Origin of the sequence: Serratia sp. PGPR-27 (assembly GCF_022678525.1) — a bacterium.
Taxonomy (GTDB): domain Bacteria; phylum Pseudomonadota; class Gammaproteobacteria; order Enterobacterales; family Enterobacteriaceae; genus Serratia; species Serratia nematodiphila.
The window spans coordinates 90,718-115,942 of sequence record NZ_JALBYS010000012.1; the positions used below are offsets into that span (position 1 = coordinate 90,718).

The 25,225-nt window shown below is 61.7% G+C and carries 18 protein-coding genes; 7 read left to right on the forward strand and 11 right to left on the reverse strand.

Annotation, left to right across the window (positions count from 1 at the left end; all coding sequences use genetic code 11):
- Nucleotides 1–7: 7 nt before the first annotated feature.
- The 3 genes from glgC to glgP all read left to right on the forward strand — a co-directional run bounded on the left by glgC (nt 8) and on the right by glgP (nt 5,439).
- Entirely contained in the window at nt 8–1,285 is a 1,278-nt protein-coding gene (glgC, locus tag MMS95_RS09160) for a glucose-1-phosphate adenylyltransferase (protein ID WP_004930810.1), read from the forward strand.
- 134 nt (nt 1,286–1,419) lie between these two features.
- Nucleotides 1,420–2,850 carry a glycogen synthase GlgA gene (gene glgA / locus MMS95_RS09165; protein WP_004930807.1) on the forward strand — a complete coding sequence of 477 codons (1,431 nt, stop codon included), beginning with the start codon at nt 1,420–1,422 and terminating at the stop codon, nt 2,848–2,850.
- 141 nt (nt 2,851–2,991) lie between these two features.
- Nucleotides 2,992–5,439, forward strand: coding sequence for a glycogen phosphorylase (gene glgP, locus MMS95_RS09170; protein WP_118892661.1), 2,448 nt, complete (start codon nt 2,992–2,994; stop codon nt 5,437–5,439).
- 59 nt (nt 5,440–5,498) lie between these two features.
- Here the strand turns inward: glgP and glpD are convergent, their stop codons facing one another.
- From glpD to malT, 5 genes are all read right to left on the reverse strand, one after another.
- Nucleotides 5,499–7,007 carry a glycerol-3-phosphate dehydrogenase gene (glpD, locus tag MMS95_RS09175; protein WP_004930801.1) on the reverse strand — a complete coding sequence of 503 codons (1,509 nt, stop codon included), beginning with the start codon at nt 7,005–7,007 and terminating at the stop codon, nt 5,499–5,501.
- 247 nt (nt 7,008–7,254) lie between these two features.
- A complete protein-coding gene (locus MMS95_RS09180; protein WP_004930797.1) occupies nt 7,255–8,013 on the reverse strand; it encodes a DeoR/GlpR family transcriptional regulator in 759 nt (252 codons plus the stop codon).
- A 51-nt stretch (nt 8,014–8,064) separates the two neighbouring features.
- The gene (gene glpG, locus MMS95_RS09185; RefSeq protein WP_015379321.1) at nt 8,065–8,901 is read right to left on the reverse strand and encodes a rhomboid family intramembrane serine protease GlpG; all 837 of its coding nucleotides are present in this window, start codon (nt 8,899–8,901) and stop codon (nt 8,065–8,067) included.
- Between the two features lie 171 nt (nt 8,902–9,072).
- Nucleotides 9,073–9,399 carry a thiosulfate sulfurtransferase GlpE gene (gene glpE / locus MMS95_RS09190; RefSeq protein ID WP_004930790.1) on the reverse strand — a complete coding sequence of 109 codons (327 nt, stop codon included), beginning with the start codon at nt 9,397–9,399 and terminating at the stop codon, nt 9,073–9,075.
- Between the two features lie 82 nt (nt 9,400–9,481).
- Nucleotides 9,482–12,196 carry an HTH-type transcriptional regulator MalT gene (gene malT / locus MMS95_RS09195; RefSeq protein WP_242141589.1) on the reverse strand — a complete coding sequence of 905 codons (2,715 nt, stop codon included), beginning with the start codon at nt 12,194–12,196 and terminating at the stop codon, nt 9,482–9,484.
- A gap of 460 nt (nt 12,197–12,656) precedes the next feature.
- Here malT and malP point away from each other — a divergent pair, with 460 nt between their 5' ends.
- Together malP and malQ are read left to right on the forward strand one after the other, a co-directional pair.
- On the forward strand, nt 12,657–15,062 hold the full coding sequence (gene malP, locus MMS95_RS09200) for a maltodextrin phosphorylase (protein WP_131165345.1): 2,406 nt from the start codon (nt 12,657–12,659) through the stop codon (nt 15,060–15,062).
- Between the two features lie 9 nt (nt 15,063–15,071).
- A complete protein-coding gene (gene malQ, locus MMS95_RS09205; RefSeq protein ID WP_242141590.1) occupies nt 15,072–17,162 on the forward strand; it encodes a 4-alpha-glucanotransferase in 2,091 nt (696 codons plus the stop codon).
- 69 nt (nt 17,163–17,231) lie between these two features.
- Here malQ and nfuA read toward each other — a convergent pair whose 3' ends face one another.
- Together nfuA and gntX are read right to left on the reverse strand one after the other, a co-directional pair.
- Nucleotides 17,232–17,807, reverse strand: a complete 576-nt coding sequence (nfuA, locus tag MMS95_RS09210; protein ID WP_004930777.1) for a Fe-S biogenesis protein NfuA — start codon at nt 17,805–17,807, stop codon at nt 17,232–17,234.
- Between the two features lie 58 nt (nt 17,808–17,865).
- The gene (gene gntX, locus MMS95_RS09215; protein WP_028128296.1) at nt 17,866–18,549 is read right to left on the reverse strand and encodes a DNA utilization protein GntX; all 684 of its coding nucleotides are present in this window, start codon (nt 18,547–18,549) and stop codon (nt 17,866–17,868) included.
- A gap of 40 nt (nt 18,550–18,589) precedes the next feature.
- On the opposite strand from gntX, the gene bioH reads away from it, so the two are divergent.
- Together bioH and MMS95_RS09225 are read left to right on the forward strand one after the other, a co-directional pair.
- Nucleotides 18,590–19,360, forward strand: coding sequence for a pimeloyl-ACP methyl ester esterase BioH (bioH, locus tag MMS95_RS09220; RefSeq protein ID WP_242141591.1), 771 nt, complete (start codon nt 18,590–18,592; stop codon nt 19,358–19,360).
- Nucleotides 19,361–19,630: 270 nt separating this feature from the next.
- Nucleotides 19,631–19,915: a YdgH/BhsA/McbA-like domain containing protein gene (locus tag MMS95_RS09225; protein WP_004930765.1), complete on the forward strand. Its 285-nt coding sequence runs from the start codon at nt 19,631–19,633 to the stop codon at nt 19,913–19,915.
- Between the two features lie 41 nt (nt 19,916–19,956).
- Here the strand turns inward: MMS95_RS09225 and MMS95_RS09230 are convergent, their stop codons facing one another.
- From MMS95_RS09230 to MMS95_RS09245, 4 genes are all read right to left on the reverse strand, one after another.
- The gene (locus MMS95_RS09230; RefSeq protein WP_049300451.1) at nt 19,957–20,196 is read right to left on the reverse strand and encodes a FeoC-like transcriptional regulator; all 240 of its coding nucleotides are present in this window, start codon (nt 20,194–20,196) and stop codon (nt 19,957–19,959) included.
- Nucleotides 20,196–22,511, reverse strand: coding sequence for a Fe(2+) transporter permease subunit FeoB (gene feoB, locus MMS95_RS09235; RefSeq protein WP_242141592.1), 2,316 nt, complete (start codon nt 22,509–22,511; stop codon nt 20,196–20,198). The genes MMS95_RS09230 and feoB overlap by 1 nt, the downstream gene beginning before the upstream one ends.
- Nucleotides 22,512–22,582: 71 nt before the next feature.
- Nucleotides 22,583–22,807 (reverse strand): ferrous iron transporter A, encoded by a 225-nt coding sequence (gene feoA / locus MMS95_RS09240; RefSeq protein WP_004930752.1) that lies wholly within the window; start codon nt 22,805–22,807, stop codon nt 22,583–22,585.
- A 607-nt stretch (nt 22,808–23,414) separates the two neighbouring features.
- Nucleotides 23,415–25,225, reverse strand: a 1,811-nt coding sequence (locus tag MMS95_RS09245; protein WP_242141593.1) for a Tex family protein, incomplete at its 5' end; no start/stop codon positions are given.

Genomic DNA, 25,225 nt, shown 5'->3' on the forward strand with positions numbered 1-25,225 from the left:
GTCCGCTATGGTTAGGTTTGAAAATAAAGACCCCCTGATGTTGGCGCGCCAGTTGCCGATTAAATCCGTAGCGCTGATCCTGGCCGGCGGCCGCGGCTCACGTTTGAAAGATTTGACCTCCACCCGCGCCAAGCCCGCCGTCCACTTTGGCGGCAAATTCCGCATCATCGATTTCGCCTTGTCGAACTGCCTGAACTCCGGCATCCGCCGCATCGGCGTGATCACCCAATACCAGTCGCACACGCTGGTGCAGCACATTCAGCGCGGCTGGTCGTTCCTCAACGAGGAGATGAACGAGTTCGTCGATCTGCTGCCGGCCCAGCAGCGCCTCAGCACCGAGCATTGGTACAAGGGCACCGCCGACGCGGTGTACCAGAACCTGGATATCATCCGCCGCTACGAGGCCGAATACGTGGTGATCCTGGCGGGCGATCACATCTACAAGATGGATTACTCACGCATGCTGATCGATCACGTCGAGAAAGGCGCTCAGTGCACCGTGGCCTGCCTGCCGGTGCCGCGCAGCGAAGCCGGCGAATTCGGCGTGATGAAGGTGGATGAAAGCGACCGTATCATCGAGTTTCTGGAAAAGCCCGCCGATCCGCCGGCGATGCCAGGCAATCCGGATATGTCGCTGGCCAGCATGGGCATCTATATTTTTAATGCCGCCTATCTGTTCCAACTGCTGGAAGAGGATATGTCGACCCCCGGCTCCAGCCACGATTTCGGCAAGGATCTGATCCCGAAAATCACCGCGCAGCAGGCGGCGTGGGCGCATCCGTTTACCTTGTCCTGCGTGACGTCCAACCCCGATCTGCCGCCGTACTGGCGCGACGTGGGCACGCTGGACGCCTACTGGCGCGCCAATCTCGATCTGGCGTCGGTGACGCCGGAGCTGGACATGTACGACCGCGCCTGGCCGATCCGCACCCACATGGAACCGCTGCCGCCGGCCAAGTTTGTACAGGATCGCTCCGGCAGCCACGGCATGACCATGAACTCGCTGGTGTCCGGCGGTTGCATCGTGTCCGGATCGGTGGTGGTGCATTCGGTGCTGTTCCCGCGCGTGCGAGTGAACTCGTTCTGCACCATCGACTCTACCGTATTGTTGCCGGACGTGAACGTCGGCCGTTCCTGCCGCCTGCGGCGCTGCATCATCGACCGCGCCTGCCACATTCCGGAGGGCATGGTGATCGGGGAAAACGCCGATGAGGACAGCAAGCGTTTCTATCGCTCGGAAGGCGGCATCGTGCTGGTGACGCGCGAAATGTTGTCAAAATTGTGAGTTAACGTGGGGGCAGAACGATAGCCTGCCGCCCGATGAACGGTTCGATGGCTTGCGCAACGCGGCACACATAACAGCGGCAAGCCTGCTTTATTTCTTATCCAGAGGCCTTCGGCCGACTTTCAGGAGTGATAATGCAGGTCTTACACGTATGTTCTGAAATGTTCCCCCTGCTGAAAACGGGCGGACTCGCAGACGTGGTTGGCGCGCTGCCGGCGGCGCAAATCGCCGAAGGCGCCGATGTTCGGGTGCTATTGCCCGCTTTTCCTGACGTACGCAACGGCATACCCGACACCGTGCTGGTGGCGGAGATAGACTCGTTCGCCGGCCGGGTCGGCCTGCGTTACGGCACCTACCATGGTGTGGGCATCTATCTCATCGATGCGCCCTGGCTGTATGACCGGCCGGGCAGCCCGTACCACGATCAGTCCATGTATGCCTACCCCGACAACCACCGCCGCTTTGCGCTGCTGGGCTGGATGGCCTGCGAGCTGGCCAAGGGGCTGGATCGCTACTGGCGCCCGCAGCTGGTGCATGCCCACGACTGGCACGCCGGTCTTAGCTGCGCCTATCTGGCCGCCAACGGCCACCCGGCGCGTTCGGTGTTCACGGTGCATAACCTGGCCTATCAAGGGCTGTTCTCCGCCCATCACGTGACCGAGCTGTGGCTGCCGGCGTCGTTCTACAACGTCTATGGCCTGGAGTTCTACGGCCAGATGTCGTTCCTCAAGGCCGGGCTGTTTTATGCCGACCACGTGACCGCCGTCAGCCCGACCTATGCGCGTGAGATCACCCGGCCGGAGTTCGGCTACGGCATGGAGGGGCTGCTGCAGGAGCGGCAGCGGCAGGGCAGGCTGAGCGGCATCCTCAACGGGGTGGACGACAAGATTTGGGATCCGGCCCACGACCCGCGGCTGAGCGCCCGCTATGACGCCGACGATCTGAAAAGCAAGGTCAAAAACAAGCTGCATCTGCAAAAGGCCATGGGGCTGAAGGTGGACGAATCACTGCCGGTGTTCGCGGTAGTGAGCCGATTGACCAGCCAGAAAGGCCTCGATCTGGTGCTGCAGGCGTTGCCTGAACTGCTGGCGCAGGGCGGGCAGCTGGCGCTGCTGGGCGCCGGCGACGCGGTGCTGCAACAGGCGTTTCTGGCCGCCGCCGCCGACTACCCTGAACAGGTCGGCGTGCAGATCGGTTATCACGAATCCTTCTCCCACCGCATCATCGGCGGCGCCGACGTCATTTTGGTGCCGAGCCGCTTCGAGCCCTGCGGCCTGACCCAGCTCTACGGCCTGAAATACGGCACGCTGCCGCTGGTGCGCCGTACCGGCGGGCTGGCGGACACGGTGGTGGACTGCGCGCTGGAGAACCTGGCCGACGGCACCGCCAGCGGATTCGTGTTCGACGATTGCGACGCTGTCGCGCTGGGCAACGCCATCCGCCGCGCCATGGTGCTGTGGAGCCGGCCGAAACACTGGCGCCACGTTCAGCGCCACGCCATGAGCGTGGACTTCGGCTGGCCGGTGGCGGCGAAAGAGTATTTATCGCTTTATCAACGTTTGTAGCCCGCGTTTCGCGTTTCGGGTTGGCGCGCGGCGGGCAGCCGTAAGGGTAGATTGTCGGGGCGCGGCGTGCCGCGTCCATGTTCAGCGGAGCCCGCTATTCCGCGGCGAATGGCGGGGCTCCCTACAAGGGATTAAAAAGCCATGACTTCACCGTTTAGTTACACCTCACCTACGGTCAGTGTGGAAGCGCTGAAACACTCCATCGCCTATAAGCTGATGTTTATCGTCGGCAAGGATCCGGCCATCGCCAACCGGCACGATTGGCTGAACGCCGTGCTGTTCGCGGTACGCGATCGCATGGTGGAGCGCTGGCTGCGTTCCAACCGCGCCCAGCTGTCTCAAGACGTGCGGCAGGTGTATTACCTGTCGATGGAGTTCCTGATCGGCCGCACCCTGTCAAACGCGCTGCTGTCGATGGGCATCTATCAGGATATCGACAACGCGTTGAACGAGATGGGGCTGAACCTGGCGGAGCTGCTGGAGGAAGAAAACGACCCCGGGCTCGGTAACGGCGGCCTGGGCCGGCTGGCGGCCTGCTTCCTTGACTCGCTGGCGACGCTGGCGCTGCCGGGGCGCGGCTACGGCATTCGCTATGAGTACGGCATGTTCAAGCAGAACATCGTCAACGGCCAACAGATGGAATCGCCGGACTACTGGCTGGAGTACGGCAATCCGTGGGAGTTTCCGCGCCATAACACCCGCTACAAGGTGCGCTTCGGCGGCCGCGTGCAGCAGGAGGGGGCCAAGGCCCGCTGGCTGGAGACCGAAGAAATCGTGGCCATCGCCTACGATCAGGTGATCCCCGGTTTCGACACCGACGCCACCAACACGCTGCGGTTGTGGGGCGCGCAGGCCAGTAACGAGATCAACCTCGGCAAGTTCAACCAGGGCGATTACTTCGCGGCGGTGGAAGACAAAAATCACTCGGAGAACGTGTCGCGCGTGCTCTATCCGGACGATTCGACCTCGTCCGGGCGCGAGCTGCGGCTGCGGCAGGAGTATTTCCTGGTGTCGGCCACGGTGCAGGATATCCTCAACCGCCATTGGCTGATGCACAAAACCTTCGACAACCTGGCGGACAAGATCGCCATTCACCTCAACGACACCCACCCGGTATTGTCGATTCCGGAGCTGATGCACCGGCTGATCGACGAGCATAAATTCAAGTGGCTCGACGCCTGGGAAGTGGTGGAGCAGGTGTTCTCTTACACCAACCACACGCTGATGAGCGAGGCGCTGGAGACCTGGCCGCTGGATATGATTGGCCGCATCTTGCCGCGCCATCTGCAGCTGATTTTCGAAATCAACGATCACTTCCTCAAGATGGTGCAGGAAGTGGCGCCGGACGACAACGATCTGCTGGCGCGGGTCTCGATCATCGACGAAACCAACGGCCGCCGGGTGCGCATGGCTTGGCTGGCGGTGGTGGCCAGCCACAAGGTCAACGGCGTTTCCGCCCTGCATTCCGAACTGATGGTGCAGTCGCTGTTCGCCGACTTCGCCCGGCTATTCCCGACCCGTTTCTGCAACAAAACCAACGGGGTGACGCCGCGCCGTTGGCTGGCGCTGGCCAATCCGCCGCTGGCGGCGGTGCTGGACGACTGCATCGGTCAAACCTGGCGCACCGATCTCAGCCAACTGAGCGAGATCAAGGCCAACGTCGATTACCCGAGCTTCCTGCAGGCGGTGCAGCGCGCCAAACGGCAGAACAAGGAGCGGCTGGCGCTGTACATCGCCAAAACGCTCAACGTGGTGGTCAACCCGGATGCGTTGTTCGATGTGCAAATCAAGCGCATCCACGAGTACAAACGGCAGCTGCTCAACGTGCTGCACGTCATCACGCTGTATAACCGTTTGCTGGCTGACCCGGACATTGAGCGCGTGCCGCGGGTGGTGATCTTCGCCGGCAAGGCGGCCTCAGCCTACTATGCCGCCAAGCAGATCATCCGTCTGATCAACGATGTGGCCAAAGTGATCAACAACGATCCGCGCGTGCATACCCAACTGAAGGTGGTGTTCATCCCGAACTACGGCGTCAGCCTGGCGCAGATCATTATCCCGGCGGCGGATCTGTCGGAACAGATCTCGCTGGCGGGCACCGAGGCCTCGGGCACCAGCAACATGAAGTTCGCGCTGAACGGCGCGCTGACCATCGGCACGCTGGACGGCGCCAACGTCGAGATGCGTGAGCACGTGGGGGAGGAGAATATCTTTATTTTCGGCAATACCGCCGAGCAGGTTGAGGAACTGCGCCGCAACGGTTACAACCCGCGCCAGTACTATGAGCAGGATCCGGAGCTGCATCAGGCGCTGACGCAGATCGCCACCGGGGTGTTCAGCCCGGAAGAGCCGAAACGCTATGGCAATTTGTTCGACTCGCTGGTCAACCTCGGCGATCACTATCAGCTGTTGGCGGATTACCGCAGCTATGTGGACACGCAGGACAAGGTGGACGAGGTCTATCTCAATCAGGACGAGTGGACGCGGCGCGCGGTGCTGAATATCGCCAATATGGGCTACTTCTCATCCGATCGCACCATTCAGGAATACGCGGATGAAATTTGGCACATTAAGCCGGTGAAACTGTAAAGCGAGAGAGGAAAAAAGCAAAGGGCCGGATAACCGGCCCTTTTTCGTTACGCTGCAGCTCAGGAAGCCAGAGACAGCGCTTTCGTTTTCGCGTGTTCCGCCAGCCAGGCTTTCACTCGCGCCTGCTGCGCTTCGTCCAGCCACATGCCCAGCTTGGTGCGGCGCCAGATGGCGTCGTCCAGCTCTACGACCCACTCTTTCTCGGTCAGGTAGCGCAGCTCGGCTTCATACAGACCGTGGCCGAAATCTTCGCCCAGATCGGCGAGGCCGTTGGCGCCGGCCAGGATCAGCTCGCTCTGGCTGCCGTAGGTGCGGGCATAGCGGCGCGCCAGGGCTTCCGGCAGCCAGCCGTGCGCACGGCGCAGTTTGGCCGCGTAACCGTCGCGGTCGCCGTCGATGTCACCGCCCGGCAGCGTGGCATTTTTGGTCCACGCCGGGCCGCAGCCTGGGTAGTAGTGGGCCAGTTTTTCCATCGCATGTTCGGCCAGCTTGCGGTAGGTGGTCAGCTTGCCGCCGAACACCGACAGCAGCGGCGCTTTGCCCTGCTCATCGTGCACGTCCAGCGTGTAATCGCGGGTGATCGCCTGCGGTGAATCGGATTCGTCGTCGCACAGCGGACGCACGCCGGAGTAAGTCCAGACGATGTCGTCGCGGCCCAGCTGCTTCTTGAAGTGGTCGTTGTACACTTTCAGCAGATAAGCGATTTCGTTCTCGTCGATCTTCACGTCTTTCGGATCGCCTTTGTACTCCACGTCGGTGGTGCCGATGATGGAGAACTCGTCATTCCACGGGATCACGAACACGATGCGGTGGTCTTCGTTCTGCAGAATGTAAGACTGCGGCTGATCGTGCACGCGCGGCACCACGATGTGGCTGCCTTTGATCAGGCGGATGCCGTAAGGCGATTTCAGCTTCAGGCCGTCGTCGAAGAAGTTTTTCACCCACGGGCCGGTGGCGTTCACCAGGCCTTTGGCGCGCCAGGTGAAGGTTTTGCCGCTGTCGATATCGACCGCTTCCACCATCCACAGGCCGTTTTCACGCCATGCGCGGGTCACTTTGGTGCGGGTGCGCACTTCGCCGCCGCGTTTTTCCACTTCCTGCGCGTTCAGCACCACCAGGCGAGCATCGTCGACCCAGCAGTCGGAATATTCGAAACCGCGCTTCAGTTCAGGCTTCAGCACCGACTCTGGTCCAAAGCGCAAACCCTTGCTGCCCGGCAGGCTGGTGCGTTTGCCCAGGTGATCGTACAGGAACAGGCCGATGCGGATCATCCAGGCCGGACGCAGGTGCGGCTGGTGCGGCAGGCGGAAACGCATCGGGAACGCGATGTGCGGCGCCAGTTTCAGCAGCACTTCACGTTCGGCCAGCGCTTCGCTCACCAGACGGAATTCGTAGTGTTCCAGGTAGCGCAGGCCACCGTGGATCAGTTTGGAACTGGCGGAAGACGTAGCACAGGCCAAGTCTTGCGCTTCCAGTAGCAGTACCGACAGCCCGCGCCCGGCAGCATCCGCCGCGATGCCGGCACCGTTGATGCCGCCACCGATAACGATCAAGTCTTTGGTTTCCACGTCATCTTCCTCCAGATGTTCGAAATAGCTCTTTCATGTTCGTTTTCGCTCATGATTGTAATCAAAAACCAACAAGCAAGCCAAGAGTTAACCAAACAAAAACATTTAGGCGTGATAGAGGTAACAGTTTGGTGATGATAGTCACACAAATAGTATGGATATGGCGCGGGCGCGCAAACGGCTGTCGATGAGGGGTGCCTGAAGGGATGAAACGGGGCGGCGGCGCGCCCCGCAGGTTAAGGCTGAATCAGCACAACTCCAGCTGCACGTCGTACTGTTCGATGATTTTCATCACGCTCGGCGGCGGCAGCTGGTCGGTAAACAGGTAGTCGATCAGGTTCATGTTGCCCAGGTTGACCATGGCGTTGCGGCCGAATTTGGAATGGTCGGTCACCAGCATCACGCAGCGGGAATTTTCGATAATCGCGCGTTTGGTGCGCACTTCGTGATAGTCGAATTCGAGCAGCGAGCCGTCCATATCGATGCCGCTGATGCCGAGAATGCCGTAATCGAGACGGAATTGGGAGATGAAGTCCAGCGTGGCTTCGCCCATGATGCCGCCGTCGCGGGTGCGCACTTCGCCGCCGGCCAGGATCAGGCGGAAGTCTTCTTTGGCGGTCAGCAGGGTGGCGACGTTAAGGTTGTTGGTGACCACACGCAGGTTCTTGTGGTTCATCAGCGCATGGGCCACCGCCTCCGGCGTGGTGCCGATATCGATGAACAGCGTGGCGCCGTCCGGGATCTGGCTGGCGACGCGCTGCGCGATGCGGGCCTTCTCTTCCGACCACATCACCTTGCGATCGTTATAGGCAGCGTTGACCGAGCTGGAAGGCAGCGCCGCGCCGCCGTGGTGACGCTGGATCTTGTTCTGGTCGGCCAGGTCATTCAAATCGCGGCGAATCGTTTGCGGGCTGACGTCAAAATGTTCGACCAGCTCTTCCGTGCTGACGTAACCCTGCAGGCGCACCAGCTCGATAATTGCGTCATGACGCTGTGTTTGCTTCACGATAATCCCCTAAAACGCCCGCTATGCCCATTGGGGCATAGCTCCCGGCTGTTATTGTTCGTTGTGTGCGCGATGACGCGTATCCCAAAATGCCATCAATAACCCTAACACTAAACCGGCTATGTGTGCCGCGTTGGCGATCGACATTCCTAAAATATCGAAATATCCGGCCACCAGCCACAGCACCGAGAACACCATCAGGCCGCGCGGCAGCATCAAGCCGCGCTCCGGCGCCCGTTCGCCCGACAGCCACACATAGCCCATCAGCGCATAAACCACGCCAGACAGCCCGCCGAACAGCGCGCCGCTGAACAACGATTGCGCCCAGCCGCTGAAGAACGCCGACACCACCGCCAGCACGAACAGCTTGCCGGCGCCGAGGCGTTTTTCCATCTGGCCGCCGAGATACCACCACCACATCAGGTTAAACAGGATATGCAGCAGGGAGAAATGCAGGAACGCATGGCTGACCCAGCGCCACAGCTGCGTGTATTGGCTGCTGTCCTGCGGCCAGGAGAGCCAGTACATCACGGTATCGTCGCCCAGCGCCTGCATCAGAATATAGACCGCGATGCACAGCACCATCACGCCGAGCGTCAGCGGCCCGGCCTTGCTGCGCAGGGTGTGCAGGTAGGATTCGCTCTGATAATGCAGGCCGGCGTCGGTATGGCCGGTCTGCCAGCTGGCGGCCTGATAACGGCGGTTGAGCGGATCGGCCAGAAACTGCTGCAGCTCGTGTTGCACCTGCTCGAGGTGACCGTCGTCGGCCAGCCAGATTTCCGCCGCCTCGCCGCTGTTGCGCAGTTCAAGCCGGATGCCCTGGGTCGCCATATAGTCGACAAAGGCCAGCGCCAGGCGCGGGTTGGATATGGCGATTACTCTAACCATTGCTCTTCCGTCGTAAGTGAATGATTTTGGCCGCGGCTTGCTCGCCGGCGACCCTGACGGCCGATTATAACGTCGAAATCCTGAGCGCTGGCAAACGGATCTGCGAAAAACCCGCGAAAACGCGCACAAAAACGAAAGGGAAGCCCGCCGACGCACGGCGGGCGGCGGGGATCAGGCAGAGGTTTCCACGTCTTGCGGATACTGGCGGGCCCAGGCTTCGAAGCCGCCGTCGATGCTGTAGACCGCGTCGAACCCCTGGTGCAGCAGGTACTGCGCCGCGCTGCGGCTGCTGTTGCCGTGGTAGCACATCACCATCACCGGCCGCTCGAAGTCGTTTTGCTGCATAAAGGCCGACAAGGTGGCGTTGGTGAGGTGAAAAGCGCCCGGCGTATGCCCGGCTTCAAAACTTTGCGGATCGCGGATGTCGACCAGGGCGGCGCTGCCCTCTTTCCAGCGGGTGTACGCCTGCTCAACGTTGATCGCTTCGAACTGTTCCATACTGCTGACTGCCTCGTAATAGGGGGACGCCGCTATTGTAACCAACTCTGCGGCGTTTAAGACCAGAGGGATATCAGGGTTTTTACGCGCCGTAGCCCATCATTTTCAGCAGTTGCTGCGCCTGCTGCACCGCCTCCTGGCGATGGGCCACGCCCAGTTTCTGGTACAGATTGCGGATATGCGTCTTGATGGTGGTGGCCGCCACGTCCAACTCGCCGGCGATCTGGTCGTTGCTGTAACCGGAATAGATCAGCCCCAGCACCTGCCATTCGCGTTGGGTCAGCGGGCTGGTGCGGATCAGTTCCGGCACCTGCGGGTGGGTCAGCAGCTTATCGACGAAGTTCTCGTCAAAATGCGCGAACTTGTGCCGATGATGCTGGTTGATGTCGCGCAAGATACGCTGGGCGCGATGCTGTTCCAGCTCCGGCAGCGTGTTGAGCTGGATCAGCTGGCGCAGCTGCTGCGCCATCGCTTCGCCCTCGATGACGAAGTGGCTGATAAAACCGGTGCGGTTGGCCAGCGACAGCGCTTCGATCAACGCCTGCTGCGCTTCGCCTTTGCGCTCTTGCAGCCAGTAAAGCTGGTTGCTGAGCAGCAGATTGCGGTTGAGATCGCTCACCAGTCGCAAGCGGCGAGCGTTTTCGTTCAGTTCATCCAGCACCACGCCGGCCTCTTCATACTGGCCGAGCAGGATCTGCACCCGCGCGATGTTGCGCCATTGGCCCTGCGTGAAATGGTTGTCCGCCATGCCGGGTTTTTCGGTATGACGCAGCCACTGGGCGGCGGCGGCGGCGTCGCCGGTCATCTGCCAGTGGATCACCCGCGATTTGTCGGTGTTGGTCAGCCAGTCGCGATGATAGTGCGCGCCGTGCAGCAGGGTTTCGCAGCGCTGCAGATGGGTATTGGCGTTGTCCAGATCGCCGCGCGCCAGCGAGCATTTGGCCAGCATGGCGATGCACTGCAACTGCTGCTGCGGTTGGTAGTTAGCCAGGATTTTCAGCCCGGCGCGCGCCGCGTCTTCCGCTTCGTCCAACCGCGACCACGACCACAGGATCTGGGCGCGGATGCGCAGCAGAAATTCGTGCATCGGCAGCTGTTCCAGGTGCTGCTCGCGGATCAGTTCGAACGCTTTATCCTGGGTTTCGTAAGCGGCCTGCAGGAAGCCTTGGGCGATAAGGATTTCGCTTTGCTGCAGCAGCGCCCAGAGCGCGTAATGGTTCGCCTGATGGCGACGCGCCATCTGCTCGGTTTGCTGCATCATCGGCAGCGCGCGCGCCAGTTCGCCCTTGCAGTGGTGCACTTCGCCGGTCACCGAGGTGGCGACGATGCGGCTGTAGTAGCTGGACAGCGGCAGGAATTTCAACGCTTCGGTCGCCAGCCGCTCGGCTTCTTCCGGTTTGCCGGCGTTGATCGCCACCTGGGCGCGCAAGGCGTCGAACTCGGCGTGCAGCGTTTGGTCTATCTCGATTTTCTGTTCGCGCATGGTGCGCTCGGCGCGCTCCAGCAGAGTGTTGACTTCGCTGTAGCGGTGCTGGCTCTGCGCCAGCCAGGCCTGCAGCAGCGCCAGCTTGGGGTTTTGGATCAGGCGCTCATACGGCAGCGCGTTGAGGCACTCCTCCAGCAAGGCCAGTTCGCTGTGGTGGAACAGCGACCAGGCGTGTTGCAGCAGGATATCGCGCAGCATGCTGACGTCGCTGGCCGCCAGCGCGTGGTGAATGGCCTCCGCCGGATACCCCAGCGCCAGCCAGCCTTCGGCGGCGGCGCGGTGCAGCCCCGGTAGCTCCAGCGCCAGCTCCCACTGGCAACGCTGGCGCAGGAAAGAGGCGAACAGCGGATGGAAGTTGAACCATTCGCCGGTGTCGTCCATGCGGTGGATAAACAGCCCCTGGCGCTCCAGCTCCTCCAGCCGCTGCTGGCCGTTGTCTTCGCCGGTCAGCCGCACGATCAGCGCATCGTTCATCGAGCGCAACACCGAACAGCGCAGCAGGAAGGCGCGCGCATCGGCATCGACGTGATCCAGCACTTCGTCCACCAGATAGTCGGACAGATGGCTGGCGTTCAGCCCCGCCAGCCGCTTGGCCGACAGCTGAGCCGAGGAGGCGGATTGGCGAGCCGACAGCGCGATCAGCTGCAGCGCGGTGGCCCAGCCTTCGACTTCGTCGCACAGGCGACTGCTGTCCTGCTGCTCCATCGGCGCCGCCAGGCGGCAATCGAAGAACTGTTTGGCTTCCTGATGGGTGAACGCCAGCTGCTGCGTGCCCATTTCCAGCAGCTGATCGCGCACCCGCAGGTTGGCGATGCCGAGCGGCGGCAGAGTGCGCGAGAGCAGGATCAGCGTCAGGTTTTCCGGCTGATGGCGCAGGAAAAAGCGCATGGCTTCATGGATGGCGTCGTTGGTGATCAGGTGGTAGTCGTCGATCACCAGGTACAACGGCTGATGCCAGTCGGCCAGCTCGATAAACAGTTGGGCGAACAGCGCCGACAGGCTGGCGTACTGGTGTTTCTGGCTCAGCGCCTCGCTCTTGACGCAGCGGCCGCCGCTGGCCTGCTGCAGGGCGGCGATCAGGTAGCTGGCGAAGCGCTCCGGCTGGTTGTCGCTCTCATCCAGGGAATACCAGCCCAGATCGGCCTTGCCGGCCGCCCATTGGGCGATCAGCGTGGTTTTCCCGTATCCCGCCGGGCAATTGACCAGTGTCAGACGATAGTTGCCCGCGCTGGCCAGTTTGGCCAGCAGGCGATCGCGGATCACGGTATTTTGCAGCCGTACCGGGCGGCTCAGTTTTGATGGGATCAGCATAGTATTCCAGGGTATAAATCGCGGTTCCCGCCGGGATTGGAGTGGCGCTAATTATTTTATGGTTCGTAATTAATAGCTCCCCCTAACTTCTGCCAACCCTAAACGTATTGCAACAAGCTTCCGCATCGGCTTGGAGTTAAGTTGCTATCGATCACACTTTTTTACGTTTGGCGCCGGCGCGCGGCGATGCGGTGGCGGATCGCATTTCCGGCCATGGACAAAACTTCAGCAGCGCGAATACTTGTGCTAACGTCAGGGTTAACGTTCTCAGTGCTCGCCGCACGCGTTGGCGGGCTTTTTTGCATCGTTGCAAGGGAGTCAAACAGTGCCTGAGATCACAATTCCAGCTACGCCCCAATCCTCCTCCCCAGCTAATCCCCAGGCGGGATGATGCCGTCAGGCTTTCTCACCGGCACGATAGCGGCAATTTGACCCACTTACTGGATAGAGAGTTTTCCTTATGTCACAGCCTACGCTTAAGAAGGATGCTTTTCTGGCGGCGCTCGCCCGTCAATGGCAACGGTTCGGCCTCAGTTCCGCACAGCAGATGACGCAACATCAATGGTGGGAAGCCGTCAGTGCGGCGCTGGCCGAGCAGTTGGCCGCGCAGCCGGCGCCGCGCAAAAGCGCCAAACCGCTGCGCCACGTAAACTACATCTCGATGGAGTTTCTGATCGGCCGGCTGACGGCGAACAACCTGATCAACCTGGGCTGGTACGACACCGTCGAGCAGGCGCTGGCCGAGCAAAACGTCAAGCTGGCGGATCTGCTGGAGCAGGAAACCGATCCGGCGCTGGGCAACGGCGGGTTGGGGCGGCTGGCGGCCTGTTTCCTCGACTCGATGGCGACGGTGGAACAACCGGCCACCGGCTATGGGCTGAACTATCAGTATGGGCTGTTCCGCCAGTCGTTCCGCGATGGGCAGCAGCAAGAGGCGCCGGATAACTGGCAGCGCGAGAGCTACCCGTGGTTCCGCCACAACGCCGCGCTGGCGGTGGACGTGGGCATCGGCGGCAAGCTGGAAAAGCAGGCCGACGGCCGCGAACTGTGGCGCCCGGCCTTCACCCTGCGCGGCGAAGCCTGGGATCTGCCGGTTCTGGGGTATCGCAACGGCGTGGCGCAGCCGCTGCGTCTGTGGCAGGCGACTCATCAGCATCCGTTCAACCTGAGCGATTTCAACGACGGCAAGTTCCTGCAGGCGGAGAAGCAGGGCGTAGAAGCCGACAAGCTGACCAAGGTGCTTTACCCGAACGACAACCATCAGGCCGGCAAGCGCCTGCGCCTGATGCAGCAGTATTTCCAGTGCGCCTGCTCGGTGGCGGACATTTTGCGCAAGCACCATCAGGCCGGCCGCAAGATTGAAGAGCTGCCGAAGTACGAAGTGATCCAGCTGAACGACACCCACCCGACCATCGCCATTCCGGAAATGCTGCGCATTCTGCTGGACGAGCACCAGCTGGAGTGGGAGGCGGCCTGGGCGATCACCAGCAACACCTTCGCCTATACCAACCACACCCTGATGCCGGAAGCGCTGGAATGCTGGGATGAAAAATTGGTGCGCAGCCTGCTGCCGCGCCATTTCTCCATCATCAAACAAATCAACGCCAGGTTTAAAAAATTGGTGGATAAGCACTGGCCGGGCGACGAGGCGGTGTGGGCCAAGCTGGCGGTGCACCACAACAAGCAGGTGCGCATGGCCAACCTGTGCGTGGTCAGCGGCTTTGCGGTCAACGGCGTGGCGCAGCTGCACTCGGATCTGGTGGTGAAAGATCTGTTCCCGGAATACCACCAGCTGTGGCCGAATAAATTCCATAACGTCACCAACGGCATCACGCCGCGCCGCTGGCTGAAACAGTGCAACCCGGCGCTGTCGGGCCTGATCGATGAGACACTGAAGGTGGAGTGGGCGAACGATCTCGACGCGCTGCGCGGGCTGGAGAAATTCGCTGACGACGCGGCGTTCCGCCAGCGTTATCAGCAGATCAAACGCGACAACAAGGTGGCGCTGGCCCAGTACGTGCACGGCGTGATGGGGTTGACGCTCGACCCGGACGCGATCTTCGACGTGCAGATCAAACGCCTGCACGAGTACAAACGCCAGCACCTGAACCTGCTGCATATCCTGTCGCTGTATCGCCAGCTGCGCGACAACCCGAACCTGGACATCGTGCCGCGCGTGTTCCTGTTCGGCGCCAAGGCGGCGCCGGGTTACTACCTGGCGAAGAACATCATCTACGCCATTAACCAGGCGGCCGAGAAGATCAACAACGATCCGCTGGTGAAGGATCGCCTGAAAGTGGCGTTCATCCCTGACTACCGTGTGTCGGTAGCCGAATTGATGATCCCGGCGGCGGATATCTCCGAACAGATCTCCACCGCCGGCAAAGAGGCTTCCGGCACCGGCAACATGAAGCTGGCGTTGAACGGCGCGCTGACGGTCGGCACGCTGGACGGCGCCAACGTCGAAATCGCCGAGCAGGTGGGCGAAGACAATATCTTTATCTTCGGCAATACCGTGGAGCAGGTGAAGGCGATAGTGGCGAAGGGTTACGATCCGCTCAGCTACCGCAAGAAAGACAAGCACCTGAAGGCGATTCTGGACGAGCTGGCGAGCGGTGCCTTCAGCCACGGCGACAAGCACGCGTTCGACATGATGCTGCACAGCCTGCTGGAAGGCGGCGATCCCTACCTGGTGCTGGCGGACTTTGCCTCGTACTGCCAGGCGCAGCGCCGGGTCGACGAGCTGTATCGCGATCGGGACGAATGGACGCGGCGGACTATCCTTAACACCGCGCGCGTCGGCATGTTCAGCTCGGATCGCTCGATCCGCGATTATCAGCAGCGTATCTGGCAAGCCAAACGTTAAGGAGAGCGAATGGATCGCAAGCGTATCGATCAGGCGGCAGCGCAGGCGGGGATCGCTGCCGATTTTATCAATGCCCACGGCAAGCGGCAGGCGATTGAACCGGAGACCAAGCGCAAGCTGTTGGCGGCCATGAATCGGGCCGATGGCGCGCAGGAAGGCGCGGCATCACCGTTACCGGCGGTCAAGGTGTTCTATCAGGGCGCGCCGCTGGCGTTGACCCCGGCGGGTGAAGGCGAGTACCTGTGGGCGCTGCAGCGTGAAGACGGCGAATGCCTGCAGGGGCGCGTCGGCGCGCGCAAGACCCTGACGCTGCCCGGCGATCTGCCGATGGGGTACCACCAATTGACGCTGAGCCAGGACGAGCAGCAGTGGTCATGCCGAGTGATCGTCGCGCCGAGGCGCTGCTTTGAGCCGGACGCCTTGCTGACCGGCAAGAAGCTGTGGGGGGCCTGCGTTCAGCTGTATACGCTGCGTTCCGATCGCAACTGGGGCATCGGCGATTTCGGCGATCTGCGCCTGATGGTGGAGCAGGTGGGGGAACGCGGCGGTGCCTTCGTCGGCCTCAATCCGATCCATGCGCTGTATCCGGCCAACCCGGAGAGCGCCAGCCCTTACAGCCCCTCGTCGCGCCGCTGGTTGAATCTGGCGTATATCGACGTCAACGCGGTGGAGGATTTCCAGCGCAGCGACGCGGCGCAGCGCTGGTGGCAGAAGCCGGCGACGCAGAAGCAGCTGGCCAAGGCGCGCGCCGCGGAGTGGGTGGACTACACCGCCGTGATGCAGCTGAAGCTGGCGGCGCTGAAGCTGGCGTTCCCGCTGTTTCAGGCGCGCCAGCCGAACGACGCGCAGCGTCAGGCGTTCGAGCAGTTCGTGGCTGAGGGGGGCGACAGCCTGTATCAGCAGGCGGCGTTTGATGCGCTGCATGCCCATCTGGCGGCCAAAGACGCCAGCCAGTGGGGCTGGCCGGCCTGGCCCGAGCGCTATCGGCAGGGGCAGAGCGACGCGGTGTGGCAGTTCTGCGCCGAACATCAGGACGCGGTCCGCTTTTACCTGTGGCTGCAATGGCTGGCGGGCACGCAGTTCGCGCAGTGTTTTGACCAGAGCAGGCTGCAGCAGATGCCGATTGGCCTGTATCGCGATCTGGCGGTCGGGGTGGCGGAAGGCGGGGCGGAAACCTGGTGTGACCGCGAGCTGTACTGCCTGAACGCGTCGGTCGGGGCGCCGCCGGATATTCTGGGGCCGCTGGGGCAAAACTGGGGCCTGCCGCCGATGGATCCGCACGTGATGGCGGCGCGCGGGTATCAGCCGTTCATCGATCTTTTGCGTGCCAACATGACCAGCTGCGGCGCGCTGCGCATCGATCACGTCATGGCGCTGCTGCGGCTGTGGTGGATCCCGTATGGCGAAACCGCCGATCGCGGCGCCTATGTCAAATACCCGGTGGACGATCTGCTGGCGGTGCTGGCGCTGGAAAGCCAGCGCCACCGTTGCATGGTGATCGGCGAGGATCTCGGCACGGTGCCGGTGGAGATCGTCGGCAAGCTGCGCGACAGCGGCGTCTACTCCTACAAAGTGCTCTATTTCGAAAGCGACGGCGAGCACCATTTCCGCGCGCCGCAGGCCTATCCGGTGCAGGCGATGGCGACCATCACCACCCACGATCTGCCGACGCTGCGCGGCTACTGGCAAAGCGACGATCTGACGCTCGGCAATCGGCTGGGCCTTTACCCGGACGCGGAGATCCTGCGAGCGCTGTTCGCCGATCGGGAACGCGCCAAACAGGGGTTGCTGGACGGATTGCATCGCTATGGCTGCGTGCCGCAGAAGGTAGGCAAGAAGGCGGCGCTGCTCGGCATGAGCCCGCTGCTCAACCGCGGCCTGCAGCGCTATGTCGCCGACAGCGCCAGCGCCCTGCTCGGCCTGCAGCCGGAAGACTGGCTGGATATGGCGGATCCGGTCAACATTCCCGGCACCAGCGATCAATACCCTAACTGGCGGCGCAAGCTGACCCAGACGCTGGAGGAGATGTTTGCCGACCCGCACATAAACCGCTTACTGAAGGATTTGGACAAGCGGCGCCGCAAGGTGTCGGTGGGCTGAAAACGACAATGCCGGAACGGGTTCCCCCTTCCGGCATTATGTTATCTACCGTGGCGCGAACGCCGGGTATCAATAGTAGGAGTGCTCGCCGCGCTGGTGCTCGGTCAAATCACGCACGCCCTTCAGCTCCGGGAATTTCTGCAGCAGCTCTTTCTCGATGCCTTCTTTCAGCGTGACGTCGACCATCGAACAGCCGTTGCAACCGCCGCCGAACTGCAGAATAGCCATGTTGTCGTCGGTGATCTCCATCAGCGTTACGCGGCCGCCGTGGCCCGCCAGCTGTGGGTTGATCTGCGACTGCAGCACGTACTCCACGCGCTCCATCAGCGGCGCGTCGTCATCGACCTTGCGCATCTTGGCGTTCGGCGCCTTCAGCGTCAGCTGAGAACCCAGCTGGTCGGTCACGAAGTCGATTTCGGCGTCTTCCAGATACGGCGCGCTCAGCTCATCGACATAGGCGGACAGTTTGTCGAACTTCAGTTCGGTATCCGTCGCTTCTACCGCGTCCGGCGGGCAATAAGAGACACCGCATTCGGCCGTCGGCGTGCCCGGGTTGATCACGAATACGCGGATTTGGGTGCCTTCTTCTTGATTTGCCAGCAGTTTGGCAAAGTGTTCCTGTGCAGCATCTGTTATACGGATCATAGCATTAGCTCAATAGTTGACTTCTATAGTCGGTTATAATACGCCCATTGCCGTGGCACTACAACGTGCGGCAAACGCACCATATCTGCACCGAGGCGGCGCCTTGCCGCCGCAGCAGCGCCGCGATCGCCGCGACGGTGCTGCCGGTGGTCACCACGTCATCCACCAAGGCGATATGCCGGCCGGCGACCGGCACGGTACAGGCGAACGCGCGCTGCAGATTGCGTCTGCGGGCAGAGGCGCTCAGCCGCTGTTGCAGGGCGGTTTTGCGCACCCGGCGCAAGGCGGCGGGCTGATAGGCGCAGCCCAGCCAGCGCGCCAGCGGCCGCGCCAGCAGATCGCTCTGGTTATAGCCACGGCGCCAGCAGCGTGATGCATGCAAGGGTACCGCTAAAATCAGGTCGGGTCTGTTCAGATACTGCTCTCTGCGCGCCTGCTGCCACCGCAACAGCATCAGGCGCGCCAGCGTCGGCGCGAGCTCGGGCGCGCGGTGGAACTTGAACCTTTTTACCAGTTGGCTGAGGGGCGCAGCGTAGTCGCCGACGAACACCAGCCGTTGCCAGGGCGGCGGCCGTTGCAGGCAGCGGCCGCAGGGCGTTCGCGCCTTCCCGGCGGGCAATCCGCAGCGCGGGCAACACGGCGGGTGGGCCGGCAGATGGCGCAGGCAGCAACTGCAGATGCCATGACGCATCAGGCTCAACGGTTGTCGGCATAGCCAACAGCGGCTGCGGATTGATAGCATAGCGTCTCCGAGACGGGTAAGCATGAAAGGACAATAACCAATGACAGCGCTGTACTGGCAAACAATAGGCGAAGGCGAACGCGATCTTGTGCTGCTGCACGGCTGGGGATTGAACGCCGAAGTGTGGCGTTGCATTCAGGCGCGGCTGACGCCGCATTTTCGCCTGCACCTGGTCGATCTGCCGGGGTACGGCCGCAGCCAGGGGTGCGGCGCCCTGTCGCTGGAGCAGATGACGGAAATCGTGCTGGCGGCTGCCCCGCCGCAGGCCTGGTGGCTCGGCTGGTCGCTCGGCGGACTGGTGGCCAGCCAGGCGGCGCTGATGCAGCCGCAGCGGGTCAGCGGGCTCATCACCGTGGCCTCTTCGCCGTGCTTTGCCGCCCGCGATGCGTGGCCGGGGATCCGTCCGGATGTGCTGAGCGGTTTCCAGCACCAGCTAAGCCTGGATTTCCAGCGCACCGTCGAGCGTTTTCTGGCGCTGCAGACGCTGGGCACCGAGAGCGCGCGTCAGGATGCGCGCCAGCTGAAAGCGGTAGTGCTCAACCAACCGACGCCGAGCGTCGAGGTGTTGAACGGCGGGCTGGAGATCCTGCGCACCGCCGATCTGCGCGCGCCGCTGGCGGAGTTGAATCTGCCGCTGCTGCGGATCTACGGCTATCTGGACGGGCTGGTGCCGCGCAAGGTCGCCGAGCTGCTCGACGCCGCCTGGCCGAACTCCACGTCGCAGATCGTGGCCAAAGCCGCCCATGCGCCGTTTATCTCTCATCCCGATGAATTTGTGACGATGATCGAAGCGTTTATTGCAGCACATTGAATGCAGCGGGAAAACGCACGATAGAGCGCGAAAAAAAACGCCGCCGGGTGGATAAAAGACAAAGCTGTTCAATACTTAGTGAGTCAATGCGTTGGCTGCAAAATGAAAAGACCGCGTGCGGCGATTTTCATTTTGGCGTTTCGTCTCTGGGAAACGGGCCCCGTCAGGGAAAGCAACGAGGCCTGTGGATGTCGCGGCAGCCTGCGGTACTACGCATGGATCCTGGACGGCTTTCATAACAGATAAATTATCCATTGAGAGGTTAGTGTCATGAAATCATTGAAGATGATTATTGCAGCGGCAGTGCTGGGTTCGGTGTCTTTCGGCTCCATGGCGGCAACCCTGCTGACCAAGGAAGATCTGGATAAGAATCCGGGTAAATACGAGAAGATCGGCACCGTCACCACGACGGCGGAAACCACGTCACCGATGGACGCCAAGGAAGAGCTGTCCAAACTGGCGGACGAAAAGGGCGGTCAATACTACGTGATCCTGGCGGGCCGCGAACACGGTAAATTCAGCGCCATCGCCGAAGTTTACAAAGACAAGCAATAAGCCTTGAACGGCAAGGGGCGCCGCTGCGGCGCCCCTGATCGTTAGGCCTTCAGCCGGTAGAACACCGTGCTGCATCCCTGGCCCTGCGGGCAGCTTTTGCAGCCGCCGCTCAGACAGGCGCCGCCATCCTGTTCGATACGTTCCACTTTCCCCATTGCCGTCAAACGATCCAGCATCGCCTGCACCAGCGGCAGCGGCGTCGCCAGTAATTGGCTGAGCTGCTGCGCCTGGGCGCTGCCGCGCAGCGCCAGCGCATCGCGCACCTGCAGCAGCCCGGCCATCAGTGACAGCTCCCTTTGGCGCCCTGACAACAGGCCGCCGGCGTGGCGTTGCCCAGGCGCACCGTGACGCGGCTGCGCGCCCGGCGCAGGCCGAACAGCACCAGCAGATTCACCAGCACCACCGCCAGGATCGCCGTCAGGCTGTACTGCGGGTGTTGGTTGAAGGTCGCCGCTTGGTAGAACAGCGTCGCCAGCGAGTAGGCCACATTCAGCCCCCACAGGATGGAGAATGTCATCCAGCCGCGGCTTGATTCGCGGGCGATGGCGCCCATCACCGAGACGCAGGGCACATACAGCAGCACGAAGATCAGATAGCTGTAGGCGGAGATGCCGGAGCCGAATTTGCTGCTCATCACGCCCATCGAGCCGACGCCCATCTCGCCGTCGCCCTTGCTGGCTTCGATCGGGTTGGACAGCACGCTCAGGCTGAAGGTGTTTTTCAGGCCGTCCCAGGTTTCCTGCAGCGCGCCGCCCAGCTCATCGAGCAGGTTGAAGTTGGCGGCGTCGAACGCCTCTTTGTTGATGTGCTCGGCGGTATACAGCGTATTCAGCGTGCCGACCACCACTTCTTTCGCCATCGCGCCGGTCACCAGGCCGACGGTGGCCTGCCAGTTATCGCGGTGGACGCCCATCGGCTGCAGCAACGGCGTCAGCACCTTGGAAACCGTGGCCAGCGCGGAGTCGTTGATGTTGTCGACCGTTTTGCCGCTGAACGAGAAGCTGTTAAGGCCGCCGATGAATATGCTGGCCACCACGATCACCTTACCGGCGCGCAACACGAAGCCTTTCAACCGCTGCCAGGTTTGCAGCAGCAGGCTTTTCAGGTGCGGCACGTGGTAAACCGGCAGCTCCATCACGAACGGCGAGGCTTCGCCGCGCATGAGGGTGTATTTGAGTACCAGGCCGGTGAGGATCGCCACCGCGATGCCGAGCATGTACAGCGAGAACACCACCCCTGCGCCGTCCTGGCCAAAGAAGGCGGCGGCGAATACCGCGAAGATCGCCAGCCGGGCGCCGCAGGACATGAACGGCGCCATCATGATGGTGATCAGGCGCTCGCGTTGGGCGTCCAGCGTGCGGGCGCCCATGATGGACGGCACGTTGCAGCCGAAACCGACGATCAGCGGCACAAAGGATTTGCCCGGCAGCCCGAGCGCCTGCATCAGGCGATCCATCACGAACGCCGCACGCGCCATGTAGCCGGAGTCTTCCAGGAACGACAGGAACAGGTACATCATGCCGATCTGCGGCACCAGCGGCAGCACGGTGTTGATGCCGCCGCCGACGCCCTGCGCCAGGAAAACGGTCAGCCAGTCGGGGAAGTGCAGGGTGTAGCCGAGCCACTGAATGCCCTGAATGAAGATCGCCGCCGAGCCGATATCGAAGATCGGCTGCAGCGCGCCGCCGATGTTGATCGCCAGCAGGAACATCAGGTACATCACCAACAGGAAGATCGGTACGCCCAGCCAGCGGTTGAGGATCACTTTATCCAGCATGTCGGTCAGGCGGTTGGGCATCGCCTGCTGCGAGTTGCTGACCGCGTCGCTCAGGGTGGCGATAGACTGGTAGCGCGCGTCGGCGATCACCAGCGCCGGGTCTTCTTGCTGCTGCTGTTGCAACGCCTGAATGGCCGCAGGCAGCAGCGCGACGGCGGGACCGGCCAGCCGGTGGCTGTAGATGTCGCCTTCCAGCATCTGCAATGCCAGCCAGCGGCGTTGCACCGCCGGCAGCGTTTGCGGCATGGCATCGCTCAGCGTGGCGACCGCTTTCAGCAGCAACGGCGGATAGTTCACCAGCGCCTGCTGTTCGTTGAGGCGATGATTGTCGATCATCTGTTTCAGCACGCCGATGCCGTCGGCGCGGGTGGAGATCATCGGCACTACCGGGCAGCCGAGGCGCGCCGACAGCGCGGCGACGTCGATATCGATATGCTGGCTTTTGGCGATGTCGAGCATGTTCAGCGCCACGATGCAGGGAATGCCCAGCTCCAGCAGCTGCAGCGTCAGGTAGAGATTGCGCTCCAGGTTGGAGGCGTCGACCACGTTGATCAGCAGATCGGCGTCGCCGCTCAAAATGTAGTGGCAGGCGATCTGCTCATCGAGCGAGGTTTGCTCTGAAATGGTGGTCAGGGAGTAGGTGCCGGGCAAATCGACCAGCCGCACGTCGGACTGCGGGGTAGTGAAATGGCCTTCTTTGCGTTCGACCGTCACGCCCGCCCAGTTGCCGACCCGTTGGCGTGCGCCGGTCAGCTGGTTGAACAGCGTGGTTTTGCCGGAGTTCGGGTTACCGATTAAGCCGATGGTGAGTTTTTTCATAGTTCTGCGTGTCGTCTTCAAGGAGAGCAGCGCCGGCGCAAGGGCGCGTCGGCAAATGGAGGCGCGCCGGTTCAGGACTGGCCGTCGAGCTGCAGCAGCGCCAGATCCTTCCTGCGCAGCACCAGGCTGACGCGGCGGGTTTTAATTTCTATCGGATCGCCCAGCGGCGCGACGCGCACCACGTCGAACGAAGAGCCGGGCAGCATGCCGAGCGATAACAGTTTCTGGCGGTAGGCCGGCGCAATTTCACCGGAAAAGCCGACAATCTTATATGTGTGTTTAGGTTGAAGCTGCATGTGATTAACCTTCCGGGTGCCGATGAACATCGGGCTGATGATAATTGGACGTTGCCGGCGAAAATGCCACGCCGTCGGCGGTATTCATCCATAAGGTCATGCAATAAAGTGAGCGCAAATAATAGTAATTATCATTATCGCATTCAACACAAAAGATAGGGGTATTGTAACCAATTATTATGGCGTCGACAGTTTTTGGTTGTATCGTCTTGATAAGCCCCGTTTTACCACTGCTTTTACTCGGCGACAAATGAGAATGGTGAGTTAAATCAGTTGCGTATTTGTAGCCGAGTTTTCTCGTTTGCAAATATTGATGGCGTTTTTCCCTTATTTATTTCTGATGAAAGGCAATTCAATAACATTATTCCGCCGTAATACGAGCGGTAACCATTTGTGTTTCGCTCACAATTCGCAAAATGAAAAATGCGTGTTAACGACGTTGTTAATAAACGGCTGCAGAAGGAATGTTTGCCGCTTTAACAATGGGAGGGCGGTCACGCAGCAACGGGAAATAAAAAGATGAAGGTTTATTGAGACGGGTCAAAAAAATGCCGCAAGTTTTCTTTCTCGGAAAGGGCGGAGCAGGCTCCGCCCTGTCGGTTCCGACTTAGCGTTTCTTGCCGAATGCCGCCGCCAGCGCGTCGCCCATGGCGCTGTTGCCGGCCGGCGCCGCGTTGCGCGGTTTGGCCTTGTTGCCGCCTGCCGAACGGTTGGCGTTGTTGCGCGTCTGGGCAGGCGCGTTGCCGCCGCGACGCGGTGAACCCTCGCCCGGTTGCTCATCCAGGCGCATGCTCAGCGCAATGCGTTTACGCTGCAGATCGACTTCCATCACCTTCACTTTGACGATGTCGCCGGCCTTCACCACGGTGTGCGGATCTTCGACGAATTTGTCCGCCAGCGAGGAGATGTGCACCAGGCCGTCCTGATGCACGCCGATATCCACGAAGGCGCCGAAGTTGGTGACGTTGGTCACCGAGCCTTCCAGGATCATGCCCGGCTGCAGATCGTTGAGGGTTTCCACGCCTTCGGCGAAGGTGGCGGTTTTGAACTCCGGACGCGGATCGCGGCCCGGCTTCTCCAGCTCTTTCAGAATGTCGGTGACCGTCGGCACGCCGAACTTGTCGTCGGTGAAATCGACCGCTTTCAAGCTGCGCACCGCGGAGGCGTTGCCCATCAGGTCCTGCAGCGCCTGCTCGGTGGCGGCCAGGATGCGTTGCACCACCGGATAGGCTTCCGGGTGAACGGTGGAAGCATCCAGCGGGTTGTCGCCGTGGTTGATGCGCAGGAAGCCGGCGCACTGTTCGAAGGCCTTCGGCCCCAGACGGCTGACCTTCAGCAGCTGTTCACGGTTGCTGAAGCGGCCGTTCTCGTCGCGCCAATTGACGATGTTCTGCGCCATCATGCGCGTCAGGCCGGCCACGCGGGTCAGCAACGGCACCGACGCGGTGTTCAGATCGACGCCGACGGCGTTTACGCAGTCTTCCACCACCGAGTCCAACTTTTTCGCCAGCTGGCTCTGGCTGACGTCGTGCTGATACTGGCCGACGCCGATGGATTTCGGGTCGATCTTCACCAGCTCCGCCAGCGGATCCTGCAGGCGGCGAGCGATGGACACCGCGCCGCGCAGCGATACGTCGAGATCCGGGAATTCCTGCGCCGCCAGTTCGGACGCGGAATACACCGACGCGCCCGCTTCGCTGACGATCACTTTCTGCGCCCGGACTTCGCCGAACTGCTTTTGCAGGTCGAGATAGAAGCGCTCGGTTTCACGTGAAGCAGTGCCGTTGCCGATGGCCACCAGCTCCACGTTGTGTTTGATGCACAGCGCCGCGACGATGGCGGCGGCTTTCGCCGCTTGCCCGGTGTGCGGGTAGACGGTGTCGGTGGCGACCAGCTTGCCGGTCGCGTCGACCACGGCGACCTTCACCCCGGTGCGCAGGCCCGGATCGAGGCCCATGGTGGCGCGCATGCCGGCCGGCGCGGCCATCAGCAGATCATGCATATTGCGGGCGAAAACGTTGATTGCTTCATCTTCCGCGCGCTCGCGCACCGTGCCCATCAGCTCGGTTTCCAGGTGCAGCAACACCTTGATGCGCCAGGTCCAGTTGACCACCGCCTTGCGCCAGGCGTCGGCCGGGGCGTTGTTCAGGCGCAGGTTGAGGTGATTGATGATGATCAGCTCCGCCTGGCTTTCGCGCGGGGCTTCCTCAAACTGCGGATCGGCGTTCAGCGCCAGCTGCAGCACGCCTTCGTTGCGGCCGCGGAACATCGCCAGCGCGCGGTGTGAAGGCACCTGAGAAATCGGTTCGTGGTGATCAAAATAGTCGCGGAACTTGGCGCCTTCTTCTTCCTTGCCTTCGATCACTTTGGACACCAGATGGGCGTTTTTCCACAGGTAGTCGCGCACCTTGGCCAGCA

Excerpts from the sequence above, each read along its gene's own strand:
- feoB (WP_242141592.1), bottom strand. The coding sequence starts at position 22,511 with ATGAAAAAACTCACCATCGGCTTAATCGGTAACCCGAACTCCGGCAAA.
- malQ (WP_242141590.1), top strand. The coding sequence starts at position 15,072 with ATGGATCGCAAGCGTATCGATCAGGCGGCAGCGCAGGCGGGGATCGCT.
- malT (WP_242141589.1), bottom strand. The coding sequence starts at position 12,196 with ATGCTGATCCCATCAAAACTGAGCCGCCCGGTACGGCTGCAAAATACC.
- malP (WP_131165345.1), top strand. The coding sequence starts at position 12,657 with ATGTCACAGCCTACGCTTAAGAAGGATGCTTTTCTGGCGGCGCTCGCC.
- MMS95_RS09230 (WP_049300451.1), bottom strand. The coding sequence starts at position 20,196 with ATGGCCGGGCTGCTGCAGGTGCGCGATGCGCTGGCGCTGCGCGGCAGC.
- glpE (WP_004930790.1), bottom strand. The coding sequence starts at position 9,399 with ATGGAACAGTTCGAAGCGATCAACGTTGAGCAGGCGTACACCCGCTGG.
- glpG (WP_015379321.1), bottom strand. The coding sequence starts at position 8,901 with ATGGTTAGAGTAATCGCCATATCCAACCCGCGCCTGGCGCTGGCCTTT.
- bioH (WP_242141591.1), top strand. The coding sequence starts at position 18,590 with ATGACAGCGCTGTACTGGCAAACAATAGGCGAAGGCGAACGCGATCTT.
- gntX (WP_028128296.1), bottom strand. The coding sequence starts at position 18,549 with ATGCTATCAATCCGCAGCCGCTGTTGGCTATGCCGACAACCGTTGAGC.
- glgP (WP_118892661.1), top strand. The coding sequence starts at position 2,992 with ATGACTTCACCGTTTAGTTACACCTCACCTACGGTCAGTGTGGAAGCG.
- MMS95_RS09225 (WP_004930765.1), top strand. The coding sequence starts at position 19,631 with ATGAAATCATTGAAGATGATTATTGCAGCGGCAGTGCTGGGTTCGGTG.
- nfuA (WP_004930777.1), bottom strand. The coding sequence starts at position 17,807 with ATGATCCGTATAACAGATGCTGCACAGGAACACTTTGCCAAACTGCTG.
- glgA (WP_004930807.1), top strand. The coding sequence starts at position 1,420 with ATGCAGGTCTTACACGTATGTTCTGAAATGTTCCCCCTGCTGAAAACG.
- feoA (WP_004930752.1), bottom strand. The coding sequence starts at position 22,807 with ATGCAGCTTCAACCTAAACACACATATAAGATTGTCGGCTTTTCCGGT.
- glgC (WP_004930810.1), top strand. The coding sequence starts at position 8 with ATGGTTAGGTTTGAAAATAAAGACCCCCTGATGTTGGCGCGCCAGTTG.